The sequence below is a fragment of the Caulobacter segnis genome (assembly GCF_029543125.1).
GTDB lineage: Bacteria > Pseudomonadota > Alphaproteobacteria > Caulobacterales > Caulobacteraceae > Caulobacter > Caulobacter segnis_D.
The window spans coordinates 74,025-86,725 of the sequence record NZ_JARQWW010000008.1; the positions used below are offsets into that span (position 1 = coordinate 74,025).

A 12,701-nucleotide genomic window follows, 5' to 3' on the forward strand; every position below is an offset into this window, starting at 1 on the left:
CGACGGAAGTCAATGACGGCCCGCTCCGACGATCCCAGCGGCTATACGACCAAGGCTGGCGCGGCCGCGATCGGCGCGCGCCTTCGCCGCCTGTCCGAGCGAATCGACCGCGACGCCGCCCGCCTCTACGCCGAAAGCGGCGTGGCGTTCGAGCAGCGCTGGTTCGGCGTGGTCAATCTGCTCAGCCTGTACGAGACCCTGACCGTGGGGGAGCTCGCCGCCGCGCTTGGCGTCAGCCATGCCACCGTCAGCCAGGTGCGTGCGGGACTGGAAACCGCGAAGCTGATCGCCTGGGACGCCGACAAGACCAATCCCCGCCAACGTCGCCTGCGCCTGACCCCGGCCGGGCGAGACGTCGCCGCGCGCCTCGCCCCTCTATGGGCGGCACTGTCAGAGACCGCTGTCGAACTGAACGACGAGGCGCAAGACGCACTCGCCGCCTTGGACCGCCTGGAGCAGGCCACCTTGCGCCTATCCCTCTACGATCGGGTCAAGGCGCGTCTGGCGCAGGACTGACAAACCCAACCATATCGTTTGACAGAAAGTTTTTTCTGTTGAATCCATGATGGCGGGAGGATCGCATGACCACCGTCGTCCAGTTGAAGCCCGCGCCTGTCGCTCTGCCGACCGCCGCGCATCACCAGCGCCTGCGCCTCGCCAGCCGCGCACTGTCCTGGCTGTTCACAGCCCTGCTGATCCTGGTGGGAGCGATCGCGGCGGCTCTGATCGCAGCCGTCGTCTTCTATACGGGCGATGACTTCCGCATCGGCTCCAACGCCGTGTGGATCGGCAAGGGCTCAGCGGACTCCGTGGCCTTCCGCACCCTGTCCCTGCCACATCGCCTGGCCTATGCGGCGGTGGGCGTCGTGCGCATCGCCCCCAGCCTGATGATCTTCTGGCGTCTGCGGGAATTGTTCGCCCTCTACAGCCAGGGCGAAGTCTTCGGTCGCCGAAACGGATGGCTCATCGGCCAGGTCGGCGTGTGGCTGTGCGCCTACGCCGTCGCCCCACTCCTCTGCCACCTGTTCCTCAGCGCCACGGGCTGGGAGATCGACCGCAAGTGGATGCACCTTGCCAGCATCCAGGCCTTCATCCTCGGCCTGCTGGTCTTCGTCATCGCCCAGGTGATGCAGGTCGGCCGAGAGATCGAGGAAGACCGGGAGGCCTTCGTCTGATGCCGATCATCCTGCGACTCGACGTGATGATGGCCCGCCGCAAGGTGCGCTCGAACGCCCTGGCCCGCGCCATCGGCATCACCGAAGCCAACCTGTCCCTGCTGAAGTCCGGCAAGGTGAAGGGCCTGCGCTTCTCCACCCTGGACGCCATCTGCCGCTTTCTCGACTGCCAGCCCGGCGACATCCTCGAATACGAGCCCGAGGGCGGCGAGGAAGAACTGAGACAGGCCGGCTGACCCCCGCCCCTTAAAACCCGGAGATTCAAATGCGCTTTCTTTCAACGCCCGTTCGGGCGATCGCGGCCGCATGCCTGCTGCTCAGCATCGCCCCGGCCGTCGCCGAGCCCGCCTTCATCGAGGTCCAGGACGGAAAGCTGGCCTATGACGCCTGCGGGTCAGGCCCAAAAGCCATAGTCCTGATCCACGACGGCATCCTGCATTCAGCGGCCTTCGACGATGTGCAGCCCCTGCTGTGCGAGCAGTTCCGGGTGATCCGCTACGACCGCCGCGGCTATGGAGCGTCGCCGGCCGCCGAGGCGACCTATCAGCCCGCACGGGATCTGGAGGCGCTGCTCAAGGCGCTGAAGGTCGAGCGCGCCACGTTCGTCGGCTCATCGGCCGGCGGGGGCGTGGCGGTGGATTTCGCACTCGCCCGTCCCGAGGCCGTGGACGGTCTCGTCCTGGTCGGCCCGTGGGTGGCGGGCTTCAAGCCGTCCATGGCCTTCATGATGCGCGGCCTGAAGCTGGCGGCGCTCTTCAAGGCCGGCGACATCGAGGGTGCCGCGCGTGATCCCTACATCCTGAGCAAGAACGCCGACGCCGAGCGGCAGCGGGTGGTCGCCTGGATCAAGGCGAACCCGCACAACTTCGGCGCGGGGAACAAGGAGCGCTTCATGGTCGACGCCAAGCCCCGCCTTGGCGAGATAAAGGCGCCGACCCTGATTCTGGTGGGAGAGGTCGACATCGAGAACGTCCACGAACAGGCCCGTGAGCTGGAGACCGCGATCCCCGGCGCGAAGCTGGAGACCGTCCCCGCCACGGGCCACTTCATGTACGTGGAGCAACCGAAGGCCTTCGCCGACAGGATTGCGGCCTTCCTGAGCGCTGAACCCTAGGGTTCAGAACCGCCCGGCGTTGAAGTCGTTGACCGCCTGGACGATCTCCTCGCGCGTGTTCATCACGAAGGGGCCGTGCCAGAAGACCGGCTCGTTGATCGGCTTGCCGGCGATCAGCAGCAGGCGGGCGTCGGTCTTGGCCTCGACCACCACGCGGCCGCCCGAACCCAGGAATACCCCGGTGAGGGCGTCGACCTGGTCATGGGCCACGCGGACGGAGCCTTCGTAAACAGCCAGCATGGCCGCGCGCTCGTCGCCCACCGGCTCCTCAAACCGGGCGCCGGCCGGAAGGGTGATGTCGAAATAGAGCGCGTCCACGGCGCCGCCGCCCACGGGCCCGACCGAACCTTCGCTGGTGGTTCCGGCGATGGCTTTGACGGTGACGCCGCCTTCGCGGGTCTCGACGGGGATGCTGTCCGCTTCGAACTCCTGGTAGCCGGGCGCGCTCATCTTCAGCTCGGCGGGCAGGTTCACCCACAGCTGGAAGCCGCGCATGCGGCCGTCGGTCTGCAGCGGCATCTCCGAATGGATGATGCCGCGCCCGGCGCGCATCCACTGCACGCCGCCGGTGCCGATGATCCCTTCACGGCCGGTGTTGTCCGCATGCTTCATGCGGCCCTCCAGCATGTAGGTCACGGTCTCGAAGCCGCGGTGCGGGTGGTCCGGGAAGCCGCCCACATAGTCGGAGGCTTGGGCAGTGTCGAAGCAGTCCAGCATCAGGAAGGGATCGAACATCTGCGCTTCCTGCGTGCCCAGCACGCGCGTCAGCCGCACGCCGTCCCCGTCCGAGGTCGGCACGCCCTTGACCAGCTTGATGACGGGACGAACGCTGCTCATTGGAATACTCCTGAAATCCGAGCGAATGATATCGTCACTGTTACAGATGGTTTCAACCCCTCCGTTTCGCCAAACCGCCCATCCGTGCTAGGTCGCGCGCCAACGAAATCTGCGAGTGCTCCATGGCCCTGAAAGTCGCCATCGTCGGCCTGCCCAACGTAGGCAAGTCGACCCTGTTCAACGCCCTGACCCAGACCGCTTCGGCCCAGGCGGCGAACTATCCCTTCTGCACCATCGAGCCGAACACCGGCGACGTGGCGGTGCCGGAACCGCGCCTGGACGCCCTGGCCAAGATCGCCGGCTCCAAGGAGATCATCCCGGCCCGTATCACCTTCGTCGACATCGCCGGCCTGGTGCGCGGCGCGTCCAAGGGCGAAGGCCTGGGCAACCAGTTCCTGGCCAACATCCGCGACTGCGACGCCGTGGCCTTCGTGGCCCGTTGCTTCGAGGATGACGACATCACCCACGTCGAGGGCCGCATCGACCCGCTCAGCGATCTCGAGATCATCGAGATGGAGCTGATGCTCGCCGACCTGGAAAGCCTGGAGAAGCGCCTGCCGGCCATCGAGAAGAAGGCTAAGTCGGGCGGCGACAAGGAAGCCGCCAACACCCTGCGCCTGATCAACTTGGCCCTGGCTCAGCTGCGTGAAGGCCGTCCGGCTCGCGCCGCCAGCGTGGACAAGGAAGACGAGAAGGCCTGGCACATGCTGCAGCTGCTGACCTCTCTGCCGGCGCTCTACGTCTGCAACGTCGATGAAGGCTCGGCCGACAAGGGCAACAAGTTCTCCGACCTGGTCGCCGAGCGCGCCGCCAAGGACAAGGCCAAGTCCGTGGTGATTTCCGCCCAGATCGAGAGCGAGATCGCGATGCTCGACGCCGCCGAGCGGGCCGAGTTCCTGGAGACCCTGGGCCTCGAAGAGCCCGGCCTGAACCGCCTGATCCGCGAGGCCTACAACCTGCTGGGCCTGCAGACCTATTTCACGGTCGGCCCCAAGGAAGCCCGCGCCTGGACGATCCATGTTGGCGACACCGGCCCGCAAGCCGCCGGCGTGATCCACACCGATTTCGAGAAAGGCTACATCCGTGCCGAAACCATCGCCTTCGACGACTTCGTCAAGCTCGGCGGTGAAGCCGGCGCCAAAGAAGCCGGCAAGATGCGTTCGGAAGGCAAGGAGTACGTCGTCAAGGACGGCGACGTGATGCACTTCCGCTTCAACGTCTAGGATCACTCCTCGCAGGAGACATCATGCAGACCATCACCCTGAAGAGCCCGCGCGACGGGTTCGAGTTCACCGCCCTCCAGGCCCTTCCCGAGGGCGAGGCGATCGGCGGGGTGGTGGTTTTGCAGGAGATTTTCGGCCTCGACGCCTACATCCATGTGGACGTCGAGCGCTGGGTCCAGGCCGGGTACGAGGTCATCGCCCCCGCCCTGTTCGACCGGTACGAACCGAACTTCGTGGCGGAGCATGACCCCGAAGGCTTCGCCCGAGGCCGCAACCACGCCCTGTCCCATCCGCTGGGCACGGCGCTTTCCGACGTCCAGGCCTGCATCGACGAGATGCGTCCACGCGGTCCGGTCTTCGTGGTCGGCTACTGCTACGGCGGATCGCTGGCCTGGCTGGCGGCAGGGCGCTGCAAGGGCCTGTCGGCGGCGGCCAGCTACTACGGCAGCCTGGTGGCCGAGAACGCGGACATCGACCTGAACTGCCCGGTCATCGTCCACCTGGGCCGCAAGGACGACTACATTCCCGCCGACGCGGTGAAGGCGACGATCCAGACCCATCACCCTGACGTGCCGGTGCATGTCTGGGACAAGTCCGGCCACGGCTTCAACAATGACGGCCGTCCGGATTCGGACCCGCACGACGCGGCCGAGGCGCGGCGTCTGACCCGCGAACTCTTCGCCGCCAACGCCGCTTGATCCCATGAGCGACGTGATCCAGCTCACCAACGCCGCCGACGGGCATGTGCTCGACGCCTTCCATGCCGCGCCGACCGATGCGCGGCGCGGCGGGCTGATCCTGCTTCACGCCATCTGGGGCGTGACCCCGCATCTGCGCGACCTGGCCCAGTCCTATGCCGACCAGGGTTATGAGGTGCTGGTCCCGAGCCTGCTTGATCGTTTCGAGCGCGGCTTTCCCGAGGTCGACATTGACCCCGCCGCCCGCAAGCGGAAGATGGACTTCGGCGTCCGCACCGACTGGCCCCGGACGGCAGGCGACATTCAGGCGGCCATCGACTGGCTGAAGCAGCCGGTCTTCGTCATGGGCTTCTGCTGGGGCGGCACGGCGTCCTGGGTCGCGGCGGCGCGCTGCGAAGGCATCACCGCCGTGTCCGCCTTCTATGGCCACCAGATCGTCGAGCACCTGGACGAGGCGCCCCAGGTTCCCTTGATCCTGCACCTGGGCAAGCGCGACGAACTGATCCCGCCGGCCCTGTCGGACCGCATCGTCGCCGCCTTCCCCGACCTTCCTGTCTATTTTTATGACGCCGGTCACGCGTTTGTCGCACCCGCCGAATACGTGGACGACGCTGCCCAGCTTGCGCGCCTGCGAAGCCTGCAGCTGTTCCACCGCGCCGCCGGCGCGAAAGGCGAGGTCTGAACATGCCCCAGGCGCCCGACGCCGACGAAATCGTCGAACGCCTTCCCGATCCGGTCATGGTTGTCGCCGCCGGCGCCCTGACCGACCCGTCCGACCGGACGATCACCTTCGCCAACGCCGCCGCCCAGACCCTGCTGCGCATTCCTGCCGAGGGCGCGCCGCTGGTGTCGGTGCTGCGCCATCCCCGCCTGCTGGAGGCGGTGGACCAGGGCCTGAGCGACGGCGGGGCCGAGGCCGACTACGAAACCTACGGCGCCCAGCCGCGCTGGTGGCGCGCGCTGGTCCGCCCCCTGCCCGACACCGCCAGCGGCGTCCGCCAGGTCCTGCTAATTCTGCGCGACGAGACCGACGCCCGCCGCAACGAGCGGATGCGAGCCGACTTCCTGGCCAACGCCAGCCACGAACTGCGCACGCCGCTGGCCTCCCTGGCCGGCTTCGTCGAGACCCTGCAGGGCCACGCCAAGGACGACCCGGCCGCCCGCGACCGTTTCCTCGGCATCATGGCCGCGCAGGCGGGACGCATGGCGCGCCTGATCGACGACCTGCTGTCGCTGAGCCGCATCGAGCTGAACGAGCACATCCCCCCGTCCGGCGAGGTGGACGTCAAATCCGCAATCCATGACGTGATGAGCGCCAGCGGCCCCATGCACGCCCAGCGCGGCGTCCGCATCGCGCCCAACATCCCCGTCTCCTCGCCGCTGGTTCTCGGCGATCGCGACCAGGTGGTGCAGGTGCTGCAGAACCTGATCGACAACGCGGCCAAATACTCCCCCGACGGCGGCGAGGTCCGGGTCGACGTGGTGGAGGCTCCCGCCGGCGCGGCGGCCACGCCGTCACGTCCCGGCGCGGCCCGCCTGTCCCTGCTGACGCCGGATGCGGCGGATGGCCGCTACGTGGTCATCCGGGTGTCCGACGACGGCCCCGGCATCGCCCGCCAGAACCTGCCCCGACTGTCGGAGCGCTTCTATCGGGTGGAAGGTCAGAAGAGCGGCGAGCGCCTGGGAACAGGCCTCGGCCTCGCCATCGTCAAGCATATCGTCAACCGCCATCGCGGCGGCTTGGTGGTCGAAAGCGCGGAAGGCCAGGGAACCACGTTCACGGCCTATTTTCCTGTCACACACTAGCGCTCACCGTCGCAAAACTGTCATGTGCGGCCGCTATTAGATGACACTGTGCTCGGAGACCGCCCGTGGACGCATCCTGCGCCGACGAACTTCGCCAACTCGCTGCTGAAGTGACCCGAATGGGCGGCCTTGCCGAAGCCCAGGTTGCTGATGCTGTCGATTGTCTGGCCAAGCGTGATACGGGCGCCGCCCGCGCGTTGATCGAGCGAGACGTGCGCCTCGACGCCATGCAGGCCGACATCGAGCGCCGTGCCATCGCCCTCATCGCTTCTTATGGCCCCAGCGGCGTGGATCTGCGCCGCGCGGTTTCGGCCATGAAGCTGGCCATGAATCTGGAGCGCTGCGGCGACCTGGCGCGCAACATCGCCAAGCGCAGCCTGGTCCTGGCCGACGCCGATCCGACCAGCATCATGCGCGCCATCGAGCGCATGGGCCGCCTGGTCTCCTCCCGCCTCAATGAGGTGGTCGACGCCTACGCCGTCACCGACTTCGACCGCGCGCTCGGCGTGTGGCGTCGGGACGAGGAAGTGGACGACCACTACGAAAGCCTGTTCCGCGAGCTTCTGGAGCTGATGCGCCAGGATTCGGCGACCGTTCAGACGGGCGCCCACCTGCTGTTCATCGCGAAGAACCTCGAACGGATCGGCGACCACGCCACCAACATCGCCGAGATCATCCACTTCGAGATCACCGGCGAAGAACTGACCGCTGAGCGTCCCAAGTGGAGCTCGCTCGATACACCGTCCACAGAGGATATGGCGCTGTGAAACCACACCTTCTCGTCGTCGAGGATGAGGACGCCCTGGCCGCCCTGCTTCAGTACAATCTGGAAAAGGAAGGCTATCGCGTCACCCACGCCGCCGATGGGGAGGACGCCATCCTGCGCATGGGCGAGGATACGCCCGATCTGGTCGTTCTCGACTGGATGCTGCCCAAGGTCTCGGGCATCGAGGTCTGCCGCCGCCTTCGCGGCCGCGCCCAGACCCGCAACGTGCCGATCATCATGCTCACGGCCCGCAGCGAGGAGACGGACAAGGTCCGCGGCCTCGACACCGGCGCCGACGACTATCTGGTCAAGCCGTTCGGCATGACCGAGCTGACCGCCCGGGTCCGCGCCCTGCTGCGCCGCAGCCGCCCAGGCCTGACCGATGACCAGCTGGCCCATGGGGATATCGTCATGGACCGCGTGGCCCACCGGGTTAAGCGCGGCGGCCGCGAGGTGAAACTTGGTCCGACGGAGTTCAAGCTGCTCGACTACTTCCTGCAGCATCCCGGCCGCGTTTTCAGCCGCGAGCGGCTGCTGGACGCCGTCTGGGGCCCGGACGTTTATATCGACCTGCGCACCGTCGACGTTCACGTCGGCCGCCTGCGCAAGGCGCTGAACGCCAACGCCGATGTGGATGCGATCCGCACGGTGCGCTCGGCGGGCTACGCCCTCGACCTGAGCTGATGAAAAACGCCGCGCCCCACCAGGAGCGCGGCGTTTCTCCATATTGCCGTCCGCCTCTAGTGGTCGGCGGGTGCGGACGAGATTTCGTCCAGGGTCGCGCCGACGACCTTCGCGCCGTAATCCTGGGCCACATCGCCCAGGGACAGGATGCCCGACAGACGGCCGGACTCGTTCAACACCACAAGGCGACGGACGCTGTGCGTGGCCATCTTGGCGGTGGCGTCCGCCAGGTTGTCGTCCTCGCGGCAGCTCTGGATCTCGGAGCTCATGACCTCGGACACCGGCCCTTCGAGGTCGCCGCCCTTGGCGACCAGGCGCACGACGATATCGCGGTCGGTGATGAGGCCGGCGACCTTGCCTTCCTCGACGACCGGCACGGCGCCGCTGTCGATCTCGGCCATCATGCGGGCGATCTCGCGGATCGAGGTGTTCGGTTTGGCGGTGACGACTTGAGCCGTCATGACTTCACTGACTTTCACGGCGGTTCTCCATGTTGGAGCTCTAGAAGCGTCCGCCTCCCATGAAATGTTCCGCTTCACCGCCGTGCGCCCATCCGCCGCGCGGCCTTCCAGCCGAGCTTTCAGGGGCGCGACGCGCACTGTCACGAAACCATCATGAAACTCACATAGAACCGTCGCTGACCGACACTAAACGCCGCTGTCGAAGCAATCGAACCAGCGTCGAGGCGGCAGGAGACGGCGATGAACCGACATTTCTTGGCCGCTTCCCGGGGGCTCCCGTCCCCCGCTCTCGCTTGCAACTGATCCTCCCCCGGAAGACCCTCGGTCGCGAACGTCCCAGACGTTCGCGACCACCCCTTTGGAAAGCCTGATGACCCTGACCGCAGACGCATCGCCGGGCCTGAAGCCGGCAAGGCCCAAGGGCGCCGGCTTCGATCCGATCTTCCAGGCCCTGTGCTTCGCCGCGGCGACGGCGCTGCTGGCGGCCCTAGGCGGGGTCATCATCACCTTGGCCATCGGCGGCTGGCCGGCGTTCCAGACCATGGGCCTGGGCTTCATCACCTCGTCCGAATGGAACCCGGTGACGGACGTCTATGGCGCCGCCGGGCCCCTGGTCGGGACCATCATCACCGCCGCCCTGGCGCTGGTCATCTCACTGCCTATCGCGTTTGGCGTGGCGATCTTCCTCGTGGAGCTCTGCCCCACCGTCCTGCGCCGTCCGATCGGCACGGCGGTCGAGCTGCTCGCCGGCATTCCGTCCATCGTCTACGGCATGTGGGGCCTGTTCGTCTTCGCCCCGTTCTTTTCGAAGCACGTTCAGGTGCCTCTAATGATGTCGGCCCCGGCCGGCTCGATCTGGGAAAAGCTGGTGGCCGGCATTCCCAACGGCACGGGCATCCTGGCCGCCGCCATCATCCTGGCGATCATGATCCTGCCATTCATGGCCGCCATGCTGCGCGAGCTGCTGCTGACCGTCCCGCCGCAGGTGCGTGAGAGCGCCTACGGCCTGGGGGCGACCCGCCTGGAGGTGGTCTCCTCCGTCACCCTGCCCTATGTCCGCCGCGGCGCCATCGGCGCGGTGATGCTGGGCCTGGGCCGCGCGCTGGGCGAGACCATGGCCGTGACCTTCATCATCGGCAATTCGCACGGCTTCCCGAAATCGATCTTCGACAGCGGTTCGACCATCGCCTCGACCATCGCCAACGAGTTCACCGAGGCCACCAGCGTGGCGCACACCTCCTCGCTGCTGGCCCTGGGCCTCATGCTGTTCATCATCACCTTCGCGGTGCTGGGCCTGGCCCGCCTGCTGATCGGGCAGAGCAAGCACTGATGAAATCCGCACGCGCCGCCCAACGCCAGTTCGCCAACGCCCTCTTCTCGGCGGGCTGCTATCTGGTGACCTTCATCGCCTTGGCCTTCCTGGCCGCCATCCTGTGGTCCCTGCTGACCCAGGGCCTCGGCGGGCTGGACCTGGCGGTCTTCACCAGGGACACCCCCGCTCCCGGCTCCGCCGGCGGTCTGCGCAACGCCATCCTCGGCTCGCTGATGATGTGCGTGCTGGGCATGGCCGGCGCGCTCTTCATCGGCGTCCTGGCCGGCACCTGGCTGGCCGAGTACGCCGGCGACAGCAAGTACGGCGCGGTCGTCCGCTTCCTGAACGACGTGCTGCTGTCGGCGCCGTCGATCCTCATCGGCCTGTTCATCTACGGCATCCTGGTCGCGCCCTTCGGCGGCTTCTCCGGCTATGCCGGCGCGGCGGCCCTGGCGCTGCTGGCGGCTCCGGTCATCACCCGAGCGACCGAGGACGTTCTGCTGCTGCAGCCCGGCGCCCTGCGGGAGTCGGCGGTAGCCCTGGGCACGCCGCTGTGGCGCACCATCCTGTCGGTGCTGTGGCGCTCGGCCGGGGGCGGCATCCTGACCGGCGCCCTGCTGGCCTTCGCCCGCATCACCGGCGAGACCGCGCCCCTGCTGTTCACCGCCCTGAACAACCAGTTCTTCAGCCTCAACATGGGCAAGCCCACGGCCAGCCTGCCGGCCGTCATCTACCAGTACGCGCTCAGCGCCTATGACGACTGGCGCCGCCTCGCCTGGGCCGGCGCCCTGCTCATCGCCATCACCGTGCTGGCCGTCACCATCATCGCGCGCATCGTCGCCAGGGAGCCCCGCCGCTCATGAACGCCCCCCTTTCCGCATCGCATGACGGCGCGCCTGAAACGGCGATCACGCCGGTTCCCGCCGATCAGGTGAAGGTCGATATCCAGGACCTGAACTTCTACTACGGCGCCAAGCACGCCCTGCACGGGGTAAGCGTCGGCTTCGCGCGCAACGCGGTGACCGCGCTGATCGGCCCCTCGGGCTGCGGCAAGTCCACCCTGCTGCGCACCCTGAACCGCATGTACGCGCTCTATCCGGGCCAGAAGGCCAGCGGCAAGATCCTGCTGGACGGCGAGGACATCCTGGGCTCGAGCCTGGACCTGCCGACCCTGCGTTCGCGCGTCGGCATGGTGTTCCAGAAGCCGACCCCCTTCCCGATGTCGATCTACGACAACGTCGCCTTCGGCATGCGCCTGTACGAAAAGCTGTCCAAGGCCGAGACCGACGCCCGCGTCGAGGAGGCTCTGCGCCGCGCCGCCCTGTGGGACGAGGTGAAGGACAAGATCAAGGAGTCGGGCCTTGGCCTCTCCGGCGGTCAGCAGCAACGCCTGTGCGTCGCGCGCGCCATCGCCATCAAGCCGGAAGTGCTGCTGCTGGACGAGCCGGCCTCGGCGCTCGACCCGATCTCCACGGCGCGCCTGGAAGAGACCATCGCCCTGCTGAAGACCGACTACACCATCGTCATCGTGACCCATAACCTGGGCCAGGCGGCGCGGTGCTCGGACTACACCGGCCTGATGTACCTGGGGAACCTCGTCGAGTTCGGCCCGACCGAGCAGATGTTCACCAACCCCGTCACCCAGCGGGCCCGTGACTACGTCACCGGCCGCTTCGGCTAAATCTCAGGAAGACCCGACATGGAACATACGGTCACGGCCTTCGAGAACGAGCTCACCGAACTGACCGACGGCGTCATCGCCCTCGGCGTGCTGGCGCAGTCGCAGCTGGATGACGCCCTGTCGTCGATCTTCCAGGGCGACGCCAAGCTGGCCCAGCGCGCCATCAAGCGCGACCCGGCCCTGGATACCCTTGCCATCGACATCGAGCGCAAGTCAGTCCGCATGATCGCCCTGCGCCAGCCCATGGCCGACGACCTGCGCCGCCCGATCGCGGCCATGAAGATCGCCATGAACCTGGAGCGCTGCGGCGACCTGGCCAAGAACGTCGCCAAGCGGACCCTGAAGATCGGTCCCGCCGGCGCCGTCAGCTTCGCCGCACCGGTGGAACGCATGGGCCGCCTGGTCGCCGCCCGCCTGGGCGCAGTCCTAAACGCCTACGGCGCGCGCAACGTGACCCAGGCCGTAGACGTCTGGACCCAGGACGCCGAGATCGACGAGCACTACGAGCAGCTCTTCGCCGGCCTTCTGGCCCGCATGGCCGAGGACCCTGAATCAATCACCGCCTGCACGCACCTGCTGTTCATCGCCAAGAACCTGGAGCGCATCGGCGATCACGCCACCAACATCGCCGAACTGATCCACTACGAGATCACCGGCGTGGAGTTGGTCGAGGACCGTCCGAAGTTCGACGCCTAGATGTCGTTTCCAAGGAGGTTGGTCACACGTTGCCAGGGTGTGAGGCCGGCGATGCCTGAGTGTGGTCGATCAAGATTATAGCTGTTGGTCCAGGCGGTGATGGCGTGGGCCCGTTCGGCTGAAGAGGCATAGGGCTTTGCGTAAGCCCACTCGCGCAGGCTGGTCTGGATGAAGCGCTCGGCCTTTCCGTTGGTGCGCGGAGTGTAAGGCCGGGTCCTGACGTGTCGGGCGCCGGCGAGCTTGAGGGC

17 protein-coding genes are annotated in these 12,701 nt (G+C 67.2%); 14 read left to right on the top strand and 3 right to left on the bottom strand.

Features of this window, described 5'->3' with window-relative positions; translation table 11 throughout:
• The first annotated feature begins 12 nt into the window (after positions 1–12).
• The 4 genes from P7B02_RS19105 to P7B02_RS19120 all read left to right on the top strand — a co-directional run bounded on the left by P7B02_RS19105 (position 13) and on the right by P7B02_RS19120 (position 2,289).
• Entirely contained in the window at positions 13–516 is a 504-nt protein-coding gene (locus P7B02_RS19105; RefSeq protein WP_277787954.1) for a MarR family winged helix-turn-helix transcriptional regulator, read from the top strand.
• Between the two features lie 65 nt (positions 517–581).
• Positions 582–1,175, top strand: a complete 594-nt coding sequence (locus tag P7B02_RS19110) for a DUF2975 domain-containing protein (RefSeq protein ID WP_277787955.1) — start codon at positions 582–584, stop codon at positions 1,173–1,175.
• Positions 1,175–1,411, top strand: a complete 237-nt coding sequence (locus tag P7B02_RS19115) for a helix-turn-helix domain-containing protein (protein ID WP_277787956.1) — start codon at positions 1,175–1,177, stop codon at positions 1,409–1,411. The genes P7B02_RS19110 and P7B02_RS19115 overlap by 1 nt, the downstream gene beginning before the upstream one ends.
• A 29-nt stretch (positions 1,412–1,440) precedes the next feature.
• The gene (locus P7B02_RS19120) at positions 1,441–2,289 is read left to right on the top strand and encodes an alpha/beta fold hydrolase (protein ID WP_277787957.1); all 849 of its coding nucleotides are present in this window, start codon (positions 1,441–1,443) and stop codon (positions 2,287–2,289) included.
• Positions 2,290–2,292: 3 nt separating this feature from the next.
• On the opposite strand, the gene P7B02_RS19125 is transcribed toward P7B02_RS19120, so the two are convergent.
• Entirely contained in the window at positions 2,293–3,126 is an 834-nt protein-coding gene (locus P7B02_RS19125; RefSeq protein WP_277787958.1) for a pirin family protein, read from the bottom strand.
• Between the two features lie 122 nt (positions 3,127–3,248).
• Here P7B02_RS19125 and ychF point away from each other — a divergent pair, with 122 nt between their 5' ends.
• The 6 genes from ychF to phoB all read left to right on the top strand — a co-directional run bounded on the left by ychF (position 3,249) and on the right by phoB (position 8,303).
• A complete protein-coding gene (gene ychF, locus P7B02_RS19130; RefSeq protein WP_277787959.1) occupies positions 3,249–4,349 on the top strand; it encodes a redox-regulated ATPase YchF in 1,101 nt (366 codons plus the stop codon).
• Between the two features lie 23 nt (positions 4,350–4,372).
• Positions 4,373–5,047: a dienelactone hydrolase family protein gene (locus tag P7B02_RS19135; protein ID WP_347276668.1), complete on the top strand. Its 675-nt coding sequence runs from the start codon at positions 4,373–4,375 to the stop codon at positions 5,045–5,047.
• Between the two features lie 4 nt (positions 5,048–5,051).
• Positions 5,052–5,729, top strand: a complete 678-nt coding sequence (locus tag P7B02_RS19140) for a dienelactone hydrolase family protein (protein WP_277787960.1) — start codon at positions 5,052–5,054, stop codon at positions 5,727–5,729.
• Positions 5,730–5,731: 2 nt separating this feature from the next.
• Positions 5,732–6,853, top strand: coding sequence for an ATP-binding protein (locus P7B02_RS19145; protein ID WP_277787961.1), 1,122 nt, complete (start codon positions 5,732–5,734; stop codon positions 6,851–6,853).
• A gap of 65 nt (positions 6,854–6,918) precedes the next feature.
• The gene (gene phoU / locus P7B02_RS19150; RefSeq protein ID WP_277787962.1) at positions 6,919–7,620 is read left to right on the top strand and encodes a phosphate signaling complex protein PhoU; all 702 of its coding nucleotides are present in this window, start codon (positions 6,919–6,921) and stop codon (positions 7,618–7,620) included.
• Positions 7,617–8,303, top strand: coding sequence for a phosphate regulon transcriptional regulator PhoB (gene phoB, locus P7B02_RS19155; protein WP_277787963.1), 687 nt, complete (start codon positions 7,617–7,619; stop codon positions 8,301–8,303). Before phoU (P7B02_RS19150) ends, phoB begins: the two co-directional genes overlap by 4 nt.
• Before the next feature lie 56 nt (positions 8,304–8,359).
• On the opposite strand, the gene P7B02_RS19160 is transcribed toward phoB, so the two are convergent.
• Positions 8,360–8,782, bottom strand: coding sequence for a CBS domain-containing protein (locus tag P7B02_RS19160; protein ID WP_277787964.1), 423 nt, complete (start codon positions 8,780–8,782; stop codon positions 8,360–8,362).
• 352 nt (positions 8,783–9,134) lie between these two features.
• Between P7B02_RS19160 and pstC the strand changes: the two genes are divergently transcribed.
• Genes pstC through phoU (P7B02_RS19180) form a run of 4 tightly spaced genes read left to right on the top strand, consistent with a single transcriptional unit; the run spans position 9,135 to position 12,453 of the window.
• A complete protein-coding gene (pstC, locus tag P7B02_RS19165; RefSeq protein ID WP_277787965.1) occupies positions 9,135–10,094 on the top strand; it encodes a phosphate ABC transporter permease subunit PstC in 960 nt (319 codons plus the stop codon).
• Complete coding sequence (gene pstA / locus P7B02_RS19170; RefSeq protein WP_277787966.1) at positions 10,094–10,939, top strand: phosphate ABC transporter permease PstA; 846 nt, start codon at positions 10,094–10,096, stop codon at positions 10,937–10,939. The genes pstC and pstA overlap by 1 nt, the downstream gene beginning before the upstream one ends.
• Positions 10,936–11,757: a phosphate ABC transporter ATP-binding protein PstB gene (pstB, locus tag P7B02_RS19175; RefSeq protein WP_277787967.1), complete on the top strand. Its 822-nt coding sequence runs from the start codon at positions 10,936–10,938 to the stop codon at positions 11,755–11,757. Before pstA ends, pstB begins: the two co-directional genes overlap by 4 nt.
• An 18-nt stretch (positions 11,758–11,775) precedes the next feature.
• Positions 11,776–12,453 carry a phosphate signaling complex protein PhoU gene (phoU, locus tag P7B02_RS19180; protein ID WP_277787968.1) on the top strand — a complete coding sequence of 226 codons (678 nt, stop codon included), beginning with the start codon at positions 11,776–11,778 and terminating at the stop codon, positions 12,451–12,453.
• Here the strand turns inward: phoU (P7B02_RS19180) and P7B02_RS19185 are convergent.
• Positions 12,450–12,701: integrase core domain-containing protein (locus P7B02_RS19185; protein ID WP_277787969.1), on the bottom strand; the 252-nt coding region annotated here is incomplete at its 5' end. The genes phoU (P7B02_RS19180) and P7B02_RS19185 overlap by 4 nt on opposite strands.